This is a genomic window from uncultured Lutibacter sp., assembly GCF_937891065.1.
GTDB lineage: Bacteria > Bacteroidota > Bacteroidia > Flavobacteriales > Flavobacteriaceae > Lutibacter.
In genome coordinates, this window is the sequence record NZ_CALAEQ010000095.1 from 1 (window position 1) to 20,751 (window position 20,751).

The window sequence follows — 20,751 nt, forward strand, 5'->3', positions numbered from 1 at the left end:
TCAAGAATAGTTGAAATAATTACAGTTTTATCATTAATAATTGGGCCAATTTTTATTTTATTATGTATTGGTAGATTAGACAGATTGCATTATTTATTCTTATATCCAAGAATACAATCACCAATTACTTGGGATATTATTGCTATTATAACTGACTTAATTGGTTGTTTTATATACCTGTACTTAACATTTATTCCTGATTTTGCTATTTTAAGGGATCACAGTGAAAATTCGCCAAAATGGAGACAAAAAATTTATAAATTTTTAGCTATTGGCTATCAAGATACGCCAACTCAAAGAGAAATATTGCATAAAATTACAAGAACAATGTCTGCAATGGTAATTGCACTAGCTATTGTTGCCTACACGGTATTAGCTTGGATTTTTAGTTTAACATTACAACCAGGATGGAACAGTTCCATATTTGCTCCATATTTTATAGTAGCCGGATTATACTCAGGTATTTCAGTGATTATAATTGCAATGTATTTAATTAGAAAGTACTATCATTTAGAACATTATATTAGAAAAGTTCATTTCGTGGTTGGAGGCGTTATTTTATTAATTCTCTCATTACTTTATGGTTACTTTACATTTAGTGAATATTTCTCAAGATGGTTTAGTCATAAAACCCACGATACAAATTTGTTGAACACCTTATTTACCCGCTATTTCTGGGCATTCATTTTAGCAAATTATATTGGAATCCTAGTTCCTGTTGTTATTTTATTTTTCAAGAAATTTAGAACCATTAAGTCAATTACATTTGCCTCTGTTGTTGCAATTTTAGGTTTATGGTTGAACAGATATTTAATAGTTGTTCCTACGTTAGAAACTCCATATTTACCAATTCAAGATACCAGAGAAGAATTTGTTCATTACACAGCAACTTGGGTTGAATGGTCTTTAAGCTTTGCAGGAGTTGCCGCTTTTATTTTGTTTTTTATATTAATTATGAAATTGGTTCCAATTATACCAATGTCAGGAATTATTGACTACGAAAGAGATAATTCAAAAAAAAGAATTAAAAAATCGAAAATAACTGAATAATATATAAAATTAGAAATTATGCAACGTAACATATTAAAACACACAACAATTACTTGTTTTCTTATAGCACTATTATTCAATTTTAGTTCGATAGCTCAAGAAACTACTGTAGATGATTATAAAATGTTGTTCTCTTTTAAAACTACTAAAAAGTTTGACAATACTCGTGTACTTGAAGTAACCTTTATTGGTAAAAATAAAAAAGACCGAAAAGATAAAATTCCAATTTTTGACGCTGAAATACAATTTTTCAATATAGCTGATGAACAAGAAATATTATTAGGATCTGCAAAAACCTCAAATGAAGGAATTGCTGAATTAATTCTTGCTGAAAACCAAAAATATATAATTGATGAAGATGGTTATATAAATTTAACTGCAAGATTTGAAGGTACAGATGCTTTAGATGCTGAAGAAGAAGAGATTTTGGTTAGAGATTTAATTTTAAAATTAAATTTAGAAGAAATTGATAGTGTAAAAACTATATTGGTTAAAGCATTCACAATTGATAGCTTAGGTGTAGAAATACCTGTTGAAGAAGTTGACCTAATTATTTCTATTGAAGGAATGATTTCCAAAATGAAAATTAAAGAAGGAACTATTGAAAATGGTGAAATAGAATTTGAATTACTTCAAAATATCCCGGGTGATATTGATAAAAATTTCACTGTTTATGCACAAATTTTGGAAAATGATGAATTTGGAAATGTAATTCAAAAGAAAACAGTAAATTGGGGTACGTTCGACAAAATATCTTCAATTGAAGAGAATAAACTTTGGTCTAAAGCAGCTCCAATATGGATGTATATTGTTTTAACAATCCTATTAGTTGGTGTTTGGGCCAACTTTGTATACACAGCTTATAATCTATATAAAATTAGAAAGGAAACTAAAATTGTAGAATTAAAAATTTCTGAAGAAGTAGAAGAAGAAAAATAATATTACCAAATAATAAATTTTGGTATTATATTTGATATTTATTAATAAACAACTAAAAACAAAAATTAAACACATGAAAACATTCAAAATTTTAATGATTATTGGGGTATTAAGTTTAGGCTTTTTATCATTCACTAAATTAGTACAGGAAGAGTGGAAAGTACCTGCTAAATACGAAAAAATGACAAACCCTGAAGAGGCTTCAAAGGCTAATCTAGGAATTGGTAAATCTTTATATTCAAAACATTGTAAATCATGTCATGGATCTGCTGGTTTAGGAGACGGTACAAAAGCAGATGAAGTTGATGGTGATTTAGGAGATTTTTCTTCTGAAGAATTCCAATCACAAAGTGATGGTGCTCTATTTTACAAAAGTTATATTGGTAGAGATGATATGCCAAATTTCGAAAAGAAAATGACTGAAGAAGACATGTGGCTTACCGTTCACTATATGAGAACTATGGCTGAATAAGCTTAAACTATATTGAAAATATTGAATAAAAAAAACCGAGCAATTGCTCGGTTTTTTTTTAGGTTTAAGACTAATTATATTTTATATAGTCATTGAAAATATTCTGGTATCAGGTTTATTTTCAATTAAACGTAAATCAAAGGCCATACAAATATTACGCACAAACATTCTACCTTCCTCCTTCACTTTAATTCCTGTTTCAGTAACATCCAATAATCCATCTTCTATTATAGAAGTTAATCGTTCTACAATTTCTTTTTTAACAGTTTCTGATAAGCCAACATTCCATTCAGTTTCTAAATTACACATTAAGTTTAAAATATGTTTTCTAATAATTAAATCTTTTTTAGTTAACAAATGACCTCTAAAAATCGGAATAATACCTTGGTTAACTTTTTCAGTATAGGTATCTATATCTTTCTCATTTTGAGCAAATGCATACCAAGAATCACTAATTGAAGACATTCCTAACCCAATCATTAGCTCAGTTTTACCTGCTGTATAGCCCATGAAGTTTCTATGTAGCTTTTTAGCTTCCATAGCATCGTGAAGAGAATCACTCGGCAAAGCAAAATGATCCATTCCTATTTCAATATAACCATTGTCAAAAAATAATTGTTTACCCAATTCATATAAATGACGTTTTTCATCATCTTTTGGCAAATCACTATCTTCAAAACCACGTTGTCCAACACCCTTTATCCAAGGTACGTGTGCATAGCTGTAATAGGCAATTCTATCTGGTTTTAGCTCTATTGTATTTTTAATAGTTGTTCTAATACTTTCTTCTGTTTGAAATGGTAATCCAAAAATTAAATCATGACTAATAGATTCGTATCCAATTCTTCTAGATAAATCGTGAACTTTCTTCACTTGTTCAAAACTTTGAACTCTATGAATTGCCTTTTGAACTTTAGGATCGTAATCCTGTATACCGAAACTATTTCTTCTTGATCCTAAATCATATAAAGTTTGTAACTGCTCTTCTGAAGCAAAATTTGGGTGTCCTTCAAAACTAAAATCAAAGATTTCAAACTTATCAGCCCTCTTAAAAATACCATCAATCAGTTTTTTTAAATTTTCAGCTGAAAAAAATGTTGGTGTACCTCCGCCTAAATGAATTTCTCTAATTTTTGGTCTACCACCTAACATGTCACAATACAAATCCCATTCTTTTAAAACAGTTTCCATATATGGTTGTTCAACTTCATGTCGTTTGGTAATTTTCTTATGACAAGCACAAAACGTACATAAACTTTCGCAAAAAGGAAGGTGAATATATACACTTATACCTTCACTATCATTACTTTCATTAAAGGATTTTACAACTGTATTTTTCCAATCTTGCAATGCTATTCCTTCTTTATCCCAAAATGGAACCGTTGGATAACTAGTGTATCTTGGCCCAGGAATATTATATTTTTGAACTAAAGTTGAATTCATTTGTTTAATTTTGATTAATTAGATTTTAGCAATAAACTTTAAGTTATTTTCTAAAATCTAACTTTTATATTCCTTTACAGCATCTATAAATGCTTTTGCATTTTCTAAAGGTACATGTGGTAAAATACCATGACCTAAATTAACTATGTATTTATCTTTTCCAAAGTCATTTATCATTTCCGTTACCATTTGCTTAATTACTTTTGGTGGAGATAATAATCTTACAGGATCAAAATTACCTTGTAATGTTATTTTATTCCCTGTTAATTTACGAGCAACTTGCGGAGTAACTGTCCAATCTACTCCTAAAGCAGCAGCATTTGAATTTGACATTTTTTCTAATGCAAACCAACATCCTTTACCAAAGGCAATAACTGGAGCATCATCTTTTAAAGCTTCAATAATTTGGTTGATATATTTCCAAGAAAATTCATCGTAATCTGCTGGAGATAACATTCCTCCCCAAGAATCAAAAACTTGAACTGCATTGACACCTGCCTTTACTTTTTCTTTTAAGTAAGCAATTGTTGTGTCTGTTATTTTTTGTAATAATGTATGTGCAGCTATTGGTTGCGTAAAACAAAATTCTTTAGCTTTATCAAAGTTTTTAGACCCTTGTCCTTGTACACAATAACATAAAATTGTCCAAGGTGAACCTGCAAAACCAATTAAAGGAATGTCATCATTCAACATTTGCTTGGTTACTTTAATCGCATCCATCACATACTTTAATTCAACCGTTACATCAGGAACAACAACAGTATCAACATCTTTTTGAGAACGGATAGGATTTGGTAACCAAGGCCCTACTCCTTCTTTCATTTCAACTTCAATATTCATTGCTTGTGGAATCACCAAAATATCAGAAAATAAAATAGCAGCATCCATTCCATATCTACGAATTGGTTGCACTGTAATTTCTGAAGCTAACTCAGGAGTTCGGCATCGCGTAAAAAAATCATATTTTTCACGAATAGCTATAAATTCTGGTAAATATCTTCCGGCTTGTCTCATCATCCAAACTGGTGGACGATCAACCGTTTCTCCTTTTAAGGCTCTTAAAAATAAATCGTTTTTTATATTTGTCATCTTATTTTTTAAATTTATCAGCAACTGCTTTCATTGCTATTTGGATTGCTGATCTTACTTTATATATATCTCTTTTGGTCATAGCTGTTGCTAAAAACCAAGCTTCAAACTGTGATGGAGGTAAAAACACACCCTTTTCAATCATTTTCCAAAAAAATGTTTTGAATTTTTCTGTATCACTAGTTTGAGCAGATTTAAAATCTACCACTTTTTCACTTGTGAAAAAAGGATTAATCATAGAACCAAATCTATTCACTTGAAGATCAATTCCATTTTCTTTAGCTGCATCTAATAAAACTCTTTCTAAAAAAGCTGCTGTCTTTTCAAAATCAGCATATGGGTCTTGTTTTTTTAACTCTTTCAGCGTTGCTATTCCACAAGCCATTGCAATTGGATTACCTGATAAAGTTCCTGCTTGATACATTCCTCCAAGAGGTGAAACCATTTCCATAATTTCATTTCTTGCACCATAAGCACCTACTGGAAATCCTCCTCCAATAACTTTCCCTAAACAAACAATATCAGCTTGTACACCTAACAATTCAGAAGCTCCACCAAATTTTGATCGAAAACCTGTCATTACTTCGTCCGCAATTAATAAAACACCACTTGCTTTTGCTAAATCTCTAAGTTCTTCTATAAATTCTTGAGTTGGCTGAACTACCCCCATATTACCCGCAACAGGTTCAAAAATTATAGCAGCTATATCTTTATTTTCAGCTAAATGTTTCTCAACACTATCAATATTATTATACTCAGCAATCAATGTGTTTTTTACAGCCTCATCTGGCACTCCCAAACTTCCTGGTATACTTAATGTTGCTAATCCTGAACCAGCTGCAACTAACAAAGCATCTGAATGTCCGTGGTAACAACCTGCAAACTTTATAATTTTATTATTTCCTGTAAATGCTCTTGCTAAACGGATAGCACTAAAAACCGCCTCTGTACCTGAATTCACAAAACGAACTTTATCCATTCCTGGAAAAGCTTCACAAACCATTGTTGCTAAAATAATCTCTCCTTGAGTTGAAGCACCAAAAGTATAACCCTTTTTTAAATACTTTTTAATCGTTTTTTCAACTACACTATTTCTGTGACCTAAAATCATTGGGCCATAAGACAAAACCATGTCTACATATTCATTCCCATCAACATCAATAATTTTACTTCCTTTTGCTCTATCAATAAACAAAGGAACACCTCCAACAGATTTAAAAGCTCTAACAGGTGAGTTTACCGCACCTACTAAATGTTTCTTTCCTTTTGTGTATAATTCTATTGATTTTTCTAGTTTCATTTTAATATTTATTTTAATACGTTGGATTCCAGACTATGCAAGAATGGTAACTTCATATTTTTTATTTTTTTAATAATAATTTTGCTACTTCTTTAGCAAAATATGTAATAATTATGTCTGCTCCTGCCCTTTTCATGGATAATAAGCTCTCCATCATAACTCTTTCACCGTCAATCCAACCTTTTGCAGCTGCAGCTTTAATCATTGCATATTCACCACTTACGTTATAACATGCAATTGGTCTGTCAAAATTATTTTTTAAATCTCTAATAATATCTAAATAAGCTAATGCTGGTTTTACCATTAAAATATCAGCTCCTTCTTGATCATCATATGTTGCTTCGCGCATTCCTTCATCTCTATTTGCAGGATCCATTTGATAGGTTCTTCTATCACCAAAAGTAGGTGCAGAATCTGCTGCATCTCTGAATGGTCCATAAAATGCTGAAGAATATTTTACTGCATAAGACATAATTGGAAGATTTGAAAATCCTGTATTGTCTAATGCTTCACGAATTGTAACAATCATTCCATCCATCATTCCTGAAGGTGCAACCATATCAACTCCTGCTTTTGCATGTGAAATTACTTGCTTTGCAATATTTGGTAAAGTAGCGTCATTATCAACATCATTGTCATGAATAACCCCACAATGCCCGTGACTTGTATATTCACAAAAACAAACATCCGTAATAACATATAAACTTGGGTAGTTTTTCTTAATAAAACGAACCGCACGTTGCATAATTCCATTATCATTCCACGTTTCAGAACCAATCTCATCCTTTTTTGAAGGGATTCCAAAAAGCAATACTGCTGGAATATCTAGTGCAACAACTTCATCTAATTCTTTTGAAATTCTATCTAATGAAAAGCGTTTTATTCCTGGCATTGAAACAATTTCAGTTTCAATATTTTCACCTTCTTCAATAAATAAAGGATAAATTAAATCATCTACAGTTAGTCTGTTTTCTCTAACTAAACGTCGAATATTTTCTGTCTTACGTAAACGCCTTGTTCTGTTCATAGTATTCAATATTTTTTATTCTTGAAAATAATCATTTACAGATTTTAATACATTTTCAACCGTTGGGACTGAAGCTACAATTACATTCTTAAAATATTTTCTTGCTTCTGTTGCTGTAGTTTCACCAATACAAAATGCGGTACTATCGTATGTTTTATTGTCTTTTAAATAACTTTCAATTCCTGTTGGGCTATAAAAAAGAATTCCATTATACTTTCCTTCAATTTTTCTTGGAGTCAATTGTGTTTGATAACACTCAACTTCATTTACAATTATTTCGTTTTCAGTTAAAATAGTTGCCAATTCATCTCTTCTCTTATTTCCACAGAAATAAGTTACCTCTTTTTCATTTATGTTATTTACTAAAAAATTAGCTAAGTTTTCAGCTGAATTTTCAACGTGAGTAACTTTTCCAATTTTCTTTTCAATCAATCGTTTTGTTCTTTTACCAACGCAATAAATGTTAGTAAAATCTAATTCCATTGGAATAAAATTATCAAGCAAAGATTCAACTGCATTTTGACTTGTAATTATTACATTTTGAATTGGGTTTTTAACAACTTTTGCCTTTAACCTATTATTTCTAGTAGTGATAAAATCACTCATATCAACTCCGATTTTAGTAGATACACTACTTTTTTGGTCTAATGAAAGGTTTTTTGTTGAATAAATATTTATCTCTTTTTCTATCGTAATAACTTCACGCATTAATTTTTTCCCGCCTCTATCTAAAATATAGTTAGCAGCAAATTCCCCTAAATCCGTTGCATTATCTGCAGGAACTTCCTTGTAAAATTCAATTTTATTTTTACCATCAGGGCTAAATAAAACGCCTTTAAATTTTATTTCCTCATCCCAAATCATTGCTAAAGCACCAATTGGAGCCGTACAACCACCTTCTAAAACCTGTAAAAATTTACGTTCAATTCCAACACAAATAGCAGTTTCTTTATCATTTAATTCATTACAGATTTCTAGTAATTCTTCATCTTTATCTAAAGCTGCAATCATTACTGTTCCTTGCGCAGGTGCAGGAATCATCCAATCTAATTTAATATGCTTTTCTTTTTCTGGTAATAAATTAAGTCTTTTTAATCCGGCTGCTGCAAAAATTGCTCCATCCCAATCATTATCTTCTAATTTTTGCAAACGTGTAATTACATTTCCTCTTAACCCTGTAATTGAATGATGTGGATAACGATATAACCATTGTGCTTTTCTACGCAAACTTCCTGTAGCTATAACAGCAGAGTCATTTGCGAAAAAATTCTCGTCATCTTTTATAACTAAAACATCATTAAAATCTCCTCTTTTTAAAACTGCAGCTTGTACAATTCCTTCTGGTAATTGTGTAGGAACATCTTTAAAAGAATGAACAGCGATATCAATGATACCGTTTAATAAGGAGATGTCTAAATTTTTAGTAAAAACACCTGTAATTCCTAATTCATATAAAGGTTTGTCTAAAACTACATCTCCAAGAGAATCTATTTTAACTATTTCTGTTTTATGTCCTAAATGCTCTAATTGTTTTGCAACTGTATGTGCTTGCCAAAGTGCTAATTTACTTGATCTTGTTCCTATTTTAATCGTTCTCATTTAAACTTAACTCTTTAATATTAAACATTTTGCTAATCACACTTATACTTTGATCAACTGAAGTTTCTTCATCTTTTAGGTGTTTCACAAATTGCGTGGTAATTTTTTGAATCATTCGCGAAGTTACAAATTCTGCGTGTTCAATATTAAAATCTTTTATTTTTTTAGAGTGAAAATCAATTTCATCATGCTGTATTGCAAGAAGTGATTCTTTTAAAGCGTTTACAGCTGGAACAAATTTACGAAGTGAAATCCATTCGTTAAATTCTTCTCTATATTTTTCAATTATTTTCTCAGCAGCAGGAATTTCACCTATACGGATTTCAATAGTTTTATCAGTAATTTTTGAAAGCTCATCAACGTTTATCAAGGTTACTCCTGAAATTTCTTTTACTGAAACGTCTACATTTTCAGGCATTGATAAATCCAAAATTTGTATTTCCTGATTTTCTTTTAAATGTTCTTTTGTTACTGTTGGAATACTTGCTCCTGTTGCAACAATTAAAATATCAGTATTATGTATTTCAGTTTCTAAATCTTTAAAATCACCAGCTTTTACCTCTGGATGTTCATTCACAAATCCTAATGCTGTTTTGTGAGTTCTATTAATTAGTGTAATTTGCTTATTTGAGGTATAGTTTAATACATTTTTACAAGTATTTTTACCTATTTCTCCCAAACCATAAATTAGAATTCTCTTATCACTATGATTTTCAACATTTTCAACTATATATTGAATTGCTGCATATGCTACTGAAGTTGTTCCAGAACTAAGCTTCGTGTTATTTTTAACATCTTTACTTGCTTGCAATACCAAATTCATTAAGCGTTCTAAATATGCATTGGTAGTCCCCATTTTTTTTGCCAACTTAAAAGACTCTTTTAACTGACCCACAATTTCATAGTCACCTAAAATTTGACTATCCAATCCTGTTGCAATATTAAATAAGTGATTTACCGCATCTTTATTTTTATATACATTAGAAACTTCAATAAAATCTTCAACATTACCGTTTGAATATTTTATTAACAAACTAATTAATTCAAAAGGGTGTTTAGCAAAACCTGTAATCTCAGTCCTATTACATGTAGATAAAACAAAAACGCCATCAATACCTTTCTCTTTGGCATCTATTAATAATAGTTTTTGATTTTCTTTTGTAACGCTAAAAGCGCCACGAACTTTAACATCTGCTTTTTTATAACTTAACCCTACATTGTAAAATTTGGTAGGCATGTTTTCTTGACTCATAATAAAAATGGTATTACCAATAAGTATCGACAAAAGTACTATTATATATTTTTACATTATGTCGCCATAAGTACTTTTATTGTCGACATAAGTTACAATTGTTACTCAATTCAAATTTAAATCAGTTGATTATTAAAAACACTGATAAATGTCAGTAAAATATAGTTATTCAAAAATATGACAAATGTCATATTTTAATTTAAAATCTTTATTTCTAAAATATTATCATTACTTTTGTTCTGTTAAAAATATTACCTACTTTTAAAATACCGAATGAAAGACTCATTAGATCATTATAAAAACATCGACAAAAGTACTCATCTACTTTTTTCAGAGAATAACACTTTTAAAGTATTTCATTTTAACAATTTATCTTCTAATTCTGAATTACTTAAGCATCAACTAACCAACAATTATATTCAACTATATTTTTGTAACAACCACCAATGCAAAGTAGCTTTTAACATAGAACATTGCGCCATAGACTTAACATCCAACAATTCTAGCATGGTTTATTTTAAAGATGAACAAATGAATGTTCTATTTAATTTACCTCCAGAAGCAGAATTAATAGTTATTTTAATTTCTTTAGAATATTTTCATTCTTTATTTTCAATTGATGGAACCGTAATTTTTAACTATAACAGTTTAAAAGGAGAAAACCCTATTATTGAACCCAAAGAAATAAATGGAAACATAAAATTAATTTTAAGTCAGTTAACAACCTCACAAAAAAATGAAACGCTTAGACCTATTTTTATAAAAGGAAAAATATATGAATTATTGAGTTATTACTTTAGTAAACCTTCAGAAAACGAGAATGAATCTTGCCCATATGTTGCAACGGAAGAAACTATGAGTAAGATTAAACATGCGAAGCAACTTATTTTAATAGACATGAATAATCCTCCTTCACTTCCTGAATTAGCAAAAGAAGTTGGACTTAACATAAAAAAATTAAAAACAGAATTTAAAGAAATTTATGGAGTGCCCGTTTTTACATTTTTATTAAATTATAAAATGGAAATAGCTAAAAAACTTTTATTAGAGCAACAATTGAATGTTAATGAAATAGCATTACATTTAGGCTATAGCACTTCAAGTCATTTTATTGCAGCTTTTAAAAGAAAATATAAAACCACCCCAAAACAATTTACAAAATTATAAATAATGAAAGGAGCTCTAATTGTGAATTTAGGATCACCTAATAGCACATCAACTAAAGATGTGAAAAATTATTTAGGTGAATTTTTGATGGATGAACGTGTAATTGACATGTCATATATTCCACGTTTTTTGTTGGTGAAAGGTATTATTTTAAATACTAGACCAAAAAAATCAGCGGCAGCCTACAAAAAGATTTGGTGGGATGAAGGCTCACCGCTAATTGTATTATCTGAAAGATTGTATAAAAAAGTACAAGAAAATTCAGACATTCCTGTTGAACTTGCGATGCGTTATGGGAATCCATCCATAGAAAACGGTATTAAAAAGTTAGCAGATAAAGGTGTTACTGAAATTTTATTAATTCCGTTGTATCCACAATTTGCAATGGCAACTACTGAAACTATTGTTGTTTTAGCAAATGAAATTATAAAAAAACAATTTCCACATATAAAAATTACCAATGTTCCTGCTTTTTATAACAGAGAAGATTATGTTGAAGTTTTAAGCGAAAGTATTCAAAAAGAACTTGAAATTTTAAAACCGGAACACTTGCTTTTTTCTTATCACGGAGTTCCAGAAAGGCACATAAAAAAATCAGATATAACAAAATCACATTGTAAAATTGATGGAAGTTGTTGTAATACACCTTCAGCTGCTCACGATTTCTGTTACAGACATCAATGTTATGAAACCACTAAATTGGTTGCTGAAAAATTAAATTTAAAAGAAGGTTTTTATAGTACTTCGTTTCAATCTCGGTTAGGGCGCGATCCTTGGTTACAACCTTATACAGATAAAACTATTGATGGTTTTCCTGCAAACGGAATTAAAAATTTAGCAGTTGTTACTCCTGCTTTTGTTTCAGATTGTTTAGAAACGTTGGAAGAAATTGGTATGGAAGCAAAACATTCATTTATTGAAAATGGCGGAACAAAATTTAACACTATTCCGTGTTTAAATGATTCTGACAATTGGACAAAAACAGTTTCAAAATGGATAAATGATTGGTCTGAAACTAATAACAACTAATGGAGTATTTATACATAAAATCCCTACATGTTATTTTTATAACTACCTGGTTTGCAGGTTTGTTTTATGTTATTCGCTTATTTATCTATTATAAAGAAGCAGAAGAAAAAGCCGAACCAGAAAAATCCATTTTAATAAAACAGTATAAACTAATGATTAAAAGGCTTTGGTATATTATTACTTGGCCTTCAGCAGTTTTAGCAACATTATTTGCAGTTTGGCTACTGACTTTACAACCTGTTTGGCTTCAACAAAGCTGGATGCATATTAAATTAAGCTTTGTAGTAGCACTTTTCGCATATCATTGGACTTGTCAAATTTTATACAATCAAATTAGTAAAGGATTTTTAAAATATTCTTCTTTTGCTTTAAGAATCTGGAATGAGGTTGCTACCATTATTTTATTTGCCTGTGTATTTTTAGTAATTCTAAAAACTTCATTTGGGTGGATTTTTGGAGTACTTGGTATTGTTGGGGTTTCTATAATTTTAATGCTTGGAGTTAAATTATATAAAAAAATAAGAACTAAAAATAGCTGGGACAACAAATAAAATACGTTTAAAAAATACAGTATAATTAAGCTCTTCATTCTTTTACTATAAATCCATCAAACAAATAGTCTTTTTACCACTCAAATACTCAATACTTTTCCTTTTTTATTAGATTTTTAATATTCTGTCTATCAGTATATTAGAAGCAAAATATGATTTCGGTCATATTGAATACGAAATCGTTTTCATAATTTTACAACATTATTAAAACAAATATAAACTAGAATTTTATGAAAAAACTTCTATTAGGTAATGAAGCTTTAGCGCAAGGCGCAATAGATGCAGGAATATCAGGTGTTTACGCATATCCTGGAACTCCTTCAACAGAGATTACCGAATATATACAAAAATCAAAAATAGCACAAGAGCTAAATATCCACTCTAATTGGTCAGTAAATGAAAAAACAGCTATGGAAGCTGCTTTAGGAATGTCATATGCTGGAAAGCGATCTTTAACCGTTATGAAACACGTTGGGTTAAATGTAGCAGCCGATGTTTTTATGAACATGTCTGTTTCTGGAATTAACGGTGGACTTGTTGTTGTTGTAGCTGATGATCCATCAATGCACTCATCACAAAACGAGCAAGATTCTCGTTATTATGGTAAATTTGCTATGATACCAATTCTTGAACCATCAAACCAACAAGAATCATACGATATTACAAAATATGCATTTGAACTTTCCGAAAAATTTGGATTACCTGTATTAATTAGAATGGTAACTCGTTTATCACATTCAAGAGCTGGTGTAACAACTGGAGAAAGAGTTGCTCAGAATGAAATTAAACTTCCAAAAAACGCAAGACAATTTCAATTGATACCAATGCATGCAAGAGGTTTATATAACCAGTTAATTGATATTCAACCTGATATGCAAGCGCATTCTGAAAATAGTATTTATAATAAATTAACTAAAGGAACTGATACTTCATTCGGAATTATAACTGCTGGAATTGCTTATAATTATTTAATGGAAAACTTTGACGATGGAAATTGTCCTTATCCTGTTTTAAAAATTTCGCAATATCCATTACCAAAAAAAGCAGTTAAACATTTATTTGATACTTGCGAAAAAATATTGGTTTTAGAAGATGGTTATCCATTTATTGAAGAAATGATTTCAGATTTTTTAAATGAAAATAAAAAAGTAATTGGACGATTAACTGGTGATGTTCCTCGAGTTGGAGAATTGAACCCTGACAATATTGGAAAAGCTTTAGGATTTAAAGTAACCGAATTAAAAGAGGTACCTAAAATAGTCGCAGGAAGACCACCAGAATTATGTGTTGGTTGTGGTCACAGAGATTTATTTAATGCTGTAAATACGCTAGGTGAAGAAGCTAAAACTCAAAAAGTTTTTGGTGATATTGGCTGTTATGCATTAGGTGCATTACCTCCATTTAATAGTATCAATACATTAATTGATATGGGCGCATCTATAACAATGGCTAAAGGAGCTTCTGATGCTGGTATTCACCCAGCAATTGCAATTATTGGTGATTCAACATTTACACACTCTGGTATGACTGGTTTGTTAGAAGCTGTTGTAGAAAACACAAAAATGACTGTGATAATTTCAGATAACTCTGCAATTGCTATGACTGGAGCTCAAGATTCTTCGGCTTCTGGTAGATTGGTAAATATTTGTAAAGGAATTGGAGTTGACCCAAAACATTTAAAAGTATTAACACCACTTCATAAAAATCTTGACGAAAATATTGATTTAATCAGAAATGAAATAAATTACAATGGTGTTTCAGTCATTATTTCGCAACGTCCTTGTGTTCAATTATCAAAAGAAAAAAAGGACAACATTAAACATTTACTAGAAATTGCAATTAATTAATTTTAAACCGTTAGCATGAAAATAAATATAATTTTAGCCGGAGTTGGCGGACAAGGAATATTAACAATCGCAGCAGTTATAGATACAGCAGCACTAGCTTCCAACCTCAACATTAAACAATCTGAAGTTCACGGAATGAGTCAACGTGGTGGAGCTGTGCAATCTCACGTGCGTATTTCTGATAAAGAAGTATATTCAGATTTAATTCCCATAGGAAAAGCAGATATGATTATCTCAGTTGAACCTATGGAATTACTTCGTTATTTACCTTTCTTAAAAAAAGATGGATTGTTAGTTACTGATTCAAATCCATTTTTAAATATTGCAATTTATCCTGAATTAGAAAAATTGTATACCGAAATTAAATCGTATCCAAATAGTTTATTAATTGATGCACAAAAAATAGCCAAAGATTTAGGTAATTCTAGAGCAACCAATATTGTTTTATTAGGCGCTGCATCACATCAGTTACCTTTAAGTGATGAAAGTTTACAACAAGCAATTAAAACTCTTTTTGAAAGAAAAGGCGAAAAAATTGTAACAAAGAATTTGGAAGCTTTCAATGCTGGTAAAGAAATTGCAAAAGAAATATTTTCACAGAAAGTAGTTTAATAAATGATACACGAAAAATTAATTAACCCCAAAAGCATTGTTGTTGTTGGAGCTTCAAATAATATACAAACTCCTGGTGGAAGAGTTCTTAAAAATTTAATTGACCATAATTTTAAAGGTGAATTATTTGCAATTAATCCAAAAGAAACTGAAGTACAAGGTGTAAAATGCTATCAAAATGTTAGCGACATACCACCTGTAGATGTTGCCATTATTGCTATCGCGGCAAAGTTTACACTTGAAACAATAAAAGTTTTAGCACAACAAAAAAACACGAAAGGATTTATAATTTTTTCAGCAGGTTTTAGTGAAAAAGATTCAGCAGGTGAAAAATTAGAACAACAAATAGTTGATGAAATAGATGCTGTTGGAGGAACTTTATTAGGACCGAATAATATTGGATTAATTAATCAGAATTATGCCGGAGTTTTTACAACTCCAATTCCAAAATTAAACTCAAAAGGAGTTGATTTTATTTCTGGATCAGGTGCAACAGCAGTTTTTATTATGGAAGCTGCAATGTCAACCGGACTCACATTTTCAAGTGTTTATTCCGTTGGAAATTCTGCTCAAATTGGTGTTGAAGATGTTTTAGAACATTTGGATGAAACTTTTAATACTGAAACAAGTTCAAATGTTAAATTATTATATATTGAAAGTATTGAAAATCCACAAAAGCTGTTAAAACACGCTACCTCTTTAATTAATAAAGGTTGTAAAATTGCAGCAATAAAAGCAGGAAGTTCTGATGAAGGAAGCCGAGCCGCAAGTTCACATACTGGCGCTTTAGCAAATTCTGATGTAGCGGTAGATGCTTTGTTTAAAAAAGCTGGAATTATACGCTGTTATGGTAGAAATGAGTTAATTACAGTTGCATCTATTTTTATGCATAAAGAATTAATCGGGAAAAATATTGCCATTATTACACACGCAGGTGGTCCTGCAGTTATGTTAACAGATGCTTTATCTAAAAACGGTTTAAATGTTCCTGAAATTAAAGGAAAAGACAGCGAGGAACTTCTTTCAAAATTATATGAAGGTTCATCAATTTCAAACCCAATAGATTTTTTAGCAACAGGAACTGCTGCGCAATTAGAAACTATTATTGATTATTGCGAACACAAATTCTCAACTATTGATGCAATGGTTGTAATTTTTGGAAGCCCTGGTTTATTTGAAGTGTACGATGTTTACGATGTGCTACACCAAAAAATGCGAGCATGTAAAAAACCTATATTTCCAATTTTACCATCAGTTGTAAATGTGAAAAATGAGATTGAGTATTTTATTTCAAAAGGAAATATTAATTTTCCTGATGAAGTATTATTTGGTAATGCATTAGCAAAAACCATTAAACCCTCAACTAAAACCATAAAAAATAGCACAAAAAACACTGCTGATTTAAAAACTATCAGGACTATCATTGATAATGCTAAAGATGGCTACATACATCCTGAACAAGTAAAAGAATTGTTAGTTGCAGCACAAATTCCAATAGTAAATGAAGCTATTTGCACTTCAAAAGAAAGTTGTTTTAAAGAAGCTCAATCACTAGGCTTTCCAGTTGTAATGAAAGTTGTTGGTCCTGTGCATAAATCCGATGTTGGTGGGATTGTTTTAAACATAACTTCTGAAGAAAAATTATTTGAGTCATTTGATAAAATAATGAAAATTGAAGGAGCAACTTCCGTTTTATTGCAACCAATGAAAAAAGGAATTGAATTATTTATAGGTGCAAAAAAAGAAGGAAATTTTGGACATATGGTTCTTTGTGGTTTAGGTGGAATTTATATTGAAGTTTTAAAAGATGTGAATACTTCTTTAGCTCCAGTTTCACAAAATGAAGCGTTGGAAATGATACAAAATTTAAAATCCTACAAAATCATACAAGGTGTTAGAAATCAAGAAGGTATAAATGAAGATTTATTTGCTGAAATAATTACAAAAATTTCAAATTTGGTCACTATTGCTCCTGAAATTTCTGAGTTGGATTTAAATCCACTTTTAGGAAATTCTAAAGAAATTTTAGCTGTTGATGCAAGAATTAGAATTGAAAAAAATTAATTATTTTCAATCAATTCTACTTGGCCTAGATTTATAGAGTTTATACTTCCTATTAAAAAATTAGTATGTCGAGGGTGTATTTTAAAAGATACACCTTCATTTTTAAATTCCTGAAAATGTTCAATAATCTTTTTATTGGAAATTGATGAATTGTCAAACACAATGGTATCAATAGAATCTTTTTTTATAAGAGATCTAATTTGATCAAAATCATCAATTAGATTTTCATTTACCAATAAATATTTTTTACCTAAATAATTATTAACCAACTCATCCTTACCTAAATACAATATATTTAAGCTAAGTTTTAAACTGTTCTTTGGTCTTAAAAATTTAAAAAACTTAAGTAAAAACCAAAATTGAATTCCAAAGCCCATTATAAAATCATAAATCCAATTCAATTTAAAATGTTTCTTATAAAATATCTTCATTGCATTGTGAAAATATACTAAATTTTTAACATCTTTTTGAGTGCTTTCCCCTTTATAATGAATCACTTGAGTGTTCGAATAATAATAATTTTGATAACCTCGATTCAAAATTTTATAACTTAAATCAATATCTTCACCGTACATGAAATAAGCCTCATCAAAACCATTTACCTCATTATAAACAGTTCTTTTTAGTAGCATAAAAGCACCAACTAAAATATTAACAATACCCGTTTCATTTTCATTCAAATGTGTCGCATAATATTTCCCCGTACTTTTACTTGAAATCCCAAAAAGTTTACTAAAAGATACTTGAGGAGTTGGAATTCCACGTTTACTTTCAGGTAAAAAATTACCAGAACCATCAATTAATTTAACACCTAAAACGCCTAAATTTTGTTTACTTTTTGCAAATGCTAAAATTTGATCAAAAGTATCTTCAGCTACAACGGTATCTGGATTTAAAATTAAAACATACTTCCCATTTGCTATTTTAACTCCTTGATTATTCGCTTTTGAAAAACCAACATTTTCTTTATTTTGGATAAGAATTATTTCAGGATATTTTTCTGAAATTAGTTTACAACTAGCATCTGTAGAATTGTTATCAACAACAATAATTTCAATTTTTAAATTTTGAGAAGCAGCTTGTACACTTAAAATGCACTGCTCTAAAAAATATTGAACATTATAACTAACAATAATAACTGATAAATCCATTAGTTAGAATGATTTTTCGAAAGGAATTCTATTAATAATACTTCTTCCTAATGTAATTTCATCGGCATATTCAAGTTCATCGCCAACAGCAATTCCACGCGCAATAGTTGAAGTATTTACCTTAAATTTTTCTAATTGTTTAAAAATATAAAAATTAGTTGTGTCACCTTCAATGGTAGAACTTAAAGCAAAGATTATTTCTTTTATTGTACCACTTTTCACTTTCTCTATTAAACTATCAATACTTAAATTATGAGGACCAACTCCTTCAATTGGTGAAATTTTGCCACCTAAAACGTGATATAAACCTTTAAATTGAGATGTATTTTCAATTGCCATAACATCACGCACATCTTCAACCACACATATAATTTCTGAATTTCTTGAAGGGTTTGCACAAATTTCACATACATCTACATCAGATATATTATGACATTTTTTGCATAATTTAATTTTATCAACCAAACTAGTTAATGCATTTGATAACTGATGTGTTTGAGTAGTTGGTTGTTTTAATAAATGTAATACCAATCTAAGTGCAGTTCTTTTACCAATCCCGGGTAATTGAGAAACTTCATTTACTGCATTTTCTAAAAGTTTTGAAGAAAAATTCATTTCGCAAATGTACAATTAGGAAACGATATTCTCAATAATTTTAGTTTCTTTGTTAATTCATATAAAATTAATTAATGAAACCAATATATATACTTTCTCTAATAGCAATTTATTTTTGTGTACTTCTTTTAATAGCTTATTTAACAGGAAAAAGTGATAGCAACGAAACTTTTTTTAAAGCGAATAAAAAATCACCTTGGTATGTTGTTGCTTTTGGTATGATTGGCGCTTCACTATCTGGAGTTACGTTTATATCAGTTCCTGGCTGGGTTCAAAGCTCACAATTTAGCTATATGCAAATTGTAATTGGTTATTTATTTGGTTATTTTGTAATTGCTTACTTGCTAATTCCTATTTATTATAAACTGCAAATCACTTCAATATACGAATTTTTAAAACACCGTTTTGGAACAACATCCCATAAAACTGGCGCTCTGTTTTTCTTTGTTTCTAGAGTTTTAGTAGCTTCATTTAGGCTGTTTTTAGTGGCTTCCGTATTGCAATATTTTATTTTTGACGCTTGGGAAATTCCTTTTGAAATTACAGTAATTTTTTCTGTTTTATTAATTTGGATGTACACTTTTAAAGGCGGAATTAAAACAATTATTTGGACAGATACGTTTCAAACCTTATTTATGCTAATTGCAGTTTGCGCAACTATTTATATTATTCTCACTAAATTAAATTGGTCTATTTCTGACGTTTTTAATTCATCAGAATTTCAAAAATACAGTCAAATATTATTTTTAGATGATTTTAATGATAATAAACACCTTATTAAATCTTTCTTAGGCGGAATGTTTATAGCTATTGCTATGACAGGTTTAGATCAAGATATGATGCAAAAAAACTTGACTTGTAAAAACATTAAAGAAGCCCAATGGAATGTGATTTCACTTGGTTTTGTACTCATACTTGTAAACTTTGTATTTTTAACTTTAGGAGCTTTGCTATTTGTCTATGCCGAAAAATTAGGCATTGCCATACCTATAATTGATGGCAGCGTAAAAACCGATTTACTATATCCTGAAATAGCATTAAACGGTGATTTAGGAATAACTATTGGAATTGTTTTTGTTTTAGGTTTAATAGCCGCAGCTTATTCAAGTGCTGATAGCGCTTTAACTTCTCTAACAACATCGTATTGTATTGATATTTTAGACATTGAAAATAGAAAAAAGTCAAAACAAAAATCAATTCGAAAAAAAGTACATATCGCAATTTCAATTCTATTAGTTCTAGTAATTGTAACTTTTAGATATATTTTAGAAGACAATATTATAAGTAGCCTGTTACAAATTGTCTCCTATACTTACGGTCCACTTTTGGGATTATTTGCTTTTGGAATTTATACAAAACACGCTATAAAAGATCAGTATGTTTGGATTATAGCATTACTATCAGTTATAATTTGTTATTTTCTTAATAATTATTCCGTGCAAATTTTAAACGGTTATATTTTTGGGTATGAACTTATCATAATAAATGGATTATTAACCTTTATTGGTTTGTATTTAATTAGAAAACCAGCTAAATAATATTTA

At 29.8% G+C, this 20,751-nt stretch carries 18 protein-coding genes; 10 read left to right on the top strand and 8 right to left on the bottom strand.

The features are described 5' to 3' along the window. The 3 genes from nrfD to Q0352_RS05250 form a co-directional block, all read left to right on the top strand. The coding region (gene nrfD, locus Q0352_RS05240) for an NrfD/PsrC family molybdoenzyme membrane anchor subunit (protein WP_299524688.1) at nt 1–1,050 on the top strand (1,050 nt) is incomplete at its 5' end. An 18-nt stretch (nt 1,051–1,068) separates the two neighbouring features. Then, nucleotides 1,069–1,989, top strand: a complete 921-nt coding sequence (locus Q0352_RS05245) for a hypothetical protein (RefSeq protein ID WP_299524691.1) — start codon at nt 1,069–1,071, stop codon at nt 1,987–1,989. A gap of 73 nt (nt 1,990–2,062) precedes the next feature. Continuing rightward, the gene (locus Q0352_RS05250; protein WP_299524694.1) at nt 2,063–2,461 is read left to right on the top strand and encodes a cytochrome c; all 399 of its coding nucleotides are present in this window, start codon (nt 2,063–2,065) and stop codon (nt 2,459–2,461) included. Nucleotides 2,462–2,542: 81 nt separating this feature from the next. Here Q0352_RS05250 and hemN read toward each other — a convergent pair whose 3' ends face one another. The 6 genes from hemN to hemA form a co-directional block, all read right to left on the bottom strand. Beyond that, a complete protein-coding gene (gene hemN / locus Q0352_RS05255; protein WP_299524697.1) occupies nt 2,543–3,904 on the bottom strand; it encodes an oxygen-independent coproporphyrinogen III oxidase in 1,362 nt (453 codons plus the stop codon). Between the two features lie 57 nt (nt 3,905–3,961). Beyond that, entirely contained in the window at nt 3,962–4,993 is a 1,032-nt protein-coding gene (gene hemE / locus Q0352_RS05260) for a uroporphyrinogen decarboxylase (protein WP_299524700.1), read from the bottom strand. A 1-nt stretch (nt 4,994) separates the two neighbouring features. Beyond that, on the bottom strand, nt 4,995–6,293 hold the full coding sequence (gene hemL, locus Q0352_RS05265; RefSeq protein ID WP_299524703.1) for a glutamate-1-semialdehyde 2,1-aminomutase: 1,299 nt from the start codon (nt 6,291–6,293) through the stop codon (nt 4,995–4,997). A gap of 61 nt (nt 6,294–6,354) precedes the next feature. Next, a complete protein-coding gene (gene hemB, locus Q0352_RS05270) occupies nt 6,355–7,320 on the bottom strand; it encodes a porphobilinogen synthase (RefSeq protein WP_299524706.1) in 966 nt (321 codons plus the stop codon). 15 nt (nt 7,321–7,335) lie between these two features. Further along, nucleotides 7,336–8,919 (bottom strand): hydroxymethylbilane synthase, encoded by a 1,584-nt coding sequence (gene hemC / locus Q0352_RS05275; RefSeq protein WP_299524709.1) that lies wholly within the window; start codon nt 8,917–8,919, stop codon nt 7,336–7,338. After that, on the bottom strand, nt 8,906–10,171 hold the full coding sequence (gene hemA / locus Q0352_RS05280; protein WP_299524712.1) for a glutamyl-tRNA reductase: 1,266 nt from the start codon (nt 10,169–10,171) through the stop codon (nt 8,906–8,908). Before hemA ends, hemC begins: the two co-directional genes overlap by 14 nt. 273 nt (nt 10,172–10,444) lie before the next feature. Between hemA and Q0352_RS05285 the strand changes: the two genes are divergently transcribed. From Q0352_RS05285 to Q0352_RS05310, 6 genes are all read left to right on the top strand, one after another. Then, entirely contained in the window at nt 10,445–11,338 is an 894-nt protein-coding gene (locus Q0352_RS05285; RefSeq protein WP_299524715.1) for an AraC family transcriptional regulator, read from the top strand. A gap of 3 nt (nt 11,339–11,341) precedes the next feature. Continuing rightward, nucleotides 11,342–12,367, top strand: a complete 1,026-nt coding sequence (gene hemH, locus Q0352_RS05290) for a ferrochelatase (RefSeq protein WP_299524718.1) — start codon at nt 11,342–11,344, stop codon at nt 12,365–12,367. Then, nucleotides 12,367–12,918, top strand: coding sequence for a CopD family protein (locus Q0352_RS05295; RefSeq protein WP_299524721.1), 552 nt, complete (start codon nt 12,367–12,369; stop codon nt 12,916–12,918). Before hemH ends, Q0352_RS05295 begins: the two co-directional genes overlap by 1 nt. A gap of 230 nt (nt 12,919–13,148) precedes the next feature. Then, nucleotides 13,149–14,765, top strand: a complete 1,617-nt coding sequence (locus Q0352_RS05300; protein WP_299524725.1) for a thiamine pyrophosphate-dependent enzyme — start codon at nt 13,149–13,151, stop codon at nt 14,763–14,765. Between the two features lie 15 nt (nt 14,766–14,780). Beyond that, nucleotides 14,781–15,377, top strand: coding sequence for an indolepyruvate oxidoreductase subunit beta (locus Q0352_RS05305; RefSeq protein ID WP_299524727.1), 597 nt, complete (start codon nt 14,781–14,783; stop codon nt 15,375–15,377). Nucleotides 15,378–15,380: 3 nt separating this feature from the next. Next, entirely contained in the window at nt 15,381–17,441 is a 2,061-nt protein-coding gene (locus tag Q0352_RS05310; protein WP_299524730.1) for an acetate--CoA ligase family protein, read from the top strand. Here the strand turns inward: Q0352_RS05310 and Q0352_RS05315 are convergent. Further along, nucleotides 17,438–18,592 carry a glycosyltransferase family 2 protein gene (locus Q0352_RS05315; RefSeq protein WP_299524733.1) on the bottom strand — a complete coding sequence of 385 codons (1,155 nt, stop codon included), beginning with the start codon at nt 18,590–18,592 and terminating at the stop codon, nt 17,438–17,440. The two genes, Q0352_RS05310 and Q0352_RS05315, sit on opposite strands and share 4 nt — an antisense overlap. A 3-nt stretch (nt 18,593–18,595) precedes the next feature. After that, nucleotides 18,596–19,207 carry a recombination mediator RecR gene (recR, locus tag Q0352_RS05320; RefSeq protein WP_299524736.1) on the bottom strand — a complete coding sequence of 204 codons (612 nt, stop codon included), beginning with the start codon at nt 19,205–19,207 and terminating at the stop codon, nt 18,596–18,598. Nucleotides 19,208–19,281: 74 nt separating this feature from the next. On the opposite strand from recR, the gene Q0352_RS05325 reads away from it, so the two are divergent. After that, nucleotides 19,282–20,745: a sodium:solute symporter gene (locus Q0352_RS05325; RefSeq protein WP_299524739.1), complete on the top strand. Its 1,464-nt coding sequence runs from the start codon at nt 19,282–19,284 to the stop codon at nt 20,743–20,745. Nucleotides 20,746–20,751: the final 6 nt, after the last annotated feature.

Bases quoted from the DNA above. Each gene is read 5' to 3' on its own strand.
- Q0352_RS05245 (WP_299524691.1), top strand. From the start codon at position 1,069: ATGCAACGTAACATATTAAAACACACAACAATTACTTGTTTTCTTATA.
- Q0352_RS05250 (WP_299524694.1), top strand. From the start codon at position 2,063: ATGAAAACATTCAAAATTTTAATGATTATTGGGGTATTAAGTTTAGGC.
- hemN (WP_299524697.1), bottom strand. From the start codon at position 3,904: ATGAATTCAACTTTAGTTCAAAAATATAATATTCCTGGGCCAAGATAC.
- hemE (WP_299524700.1), bottom strand. From the start codon at position 4,993: ATGACAAATATAAAAAACGATTTATTTTTAAGAGCCTTAAAAGGAGAA.
- hemL (WP_299524703.1), bottom strand. From the start codon at position 6,293: ATGAAACTAGAAAAATCAATAGAATTATACACAAAAGGAAAGAAACAT.
- hemB (WP_299524706.1), bottom strand. From the start codon at position 7,320: ATGAACAGAACAAGGCGTTTACGTAAGACAGAAAATATTCGACGTTTA.
- hemC (WP_299524709.1), bottom strand. From the start codon at position 8,919: ATGAGAACGATTAAAATAGGAACAAGATCAAGTAAATTAGCACTTTGG.
- hemA (WP_299524712.1), bottom strand. From the start codon at position 10,171: ATGAGTCAAGAAAACATGCCTACCAAATTTTACAATGTAGGGTTAAGT.
- Q0352_RS05285 (WP_299524715.1), top strand. From the start codon at position 10,445: ATGAAAGACTCATTAGATCATTATAAAAACATCGACAAAAGTACTCAT.
- hemH (WP_299524718.1), top strand. From the start codon at position 11,342: ATGAAAGGAGCTCTAATTGTGAATTTAGGATCACCTAATAGCACATCA.
- Q0352_RS05295 (WP_299524721.1), top strand. From the start codon at position 12,367: ATGGAGTATTTATACATAAAATCCCTACATGTTATTTTTATAACTACC.
- Q0352_RS05300 (WP_299524725.1), top strand. From the start codon at position 13,149: ATGAAAAAACTTCTATTAGGTAATGAAGCTTTAGCGCAAGGCGCAATA.
- Q0352_RS05305 (WP_299524727.1), top strand. From the start codon at position 14,781: ATGAAAATAAATATAATTTTAGCCGGAGTTGGCGGACAAGGAATATTA.
- Q0352_RS05310 (WP_299524730.1), top strand. From the start codon at position 15,381: ATGATACACGAAAAATTAATTAACCCCAAAAGCATTGTTGTTGTTGGA.
- Q0352_RS05315 (WP_299524733.1), bottom strand. From the start codon at position 18,592: ATGGATTTATCAGTTATTATTGTTAGTTATAATGTTCAATATTTTTTA.
- recR (WP_299524736.1), bottom strand. From the start codon at position 19,207: ATGAATTTTTCTTCAAAACTTTTAGAAAATGCAGTAAATGAAGTTTCT.
- Q0352_RS05325 (WP_299524739.1), top strand. From the start codon at position 19,282: ATGAAACCAATATATATACTTTCTCTAATAGCAATTTATTTTTGTGTA.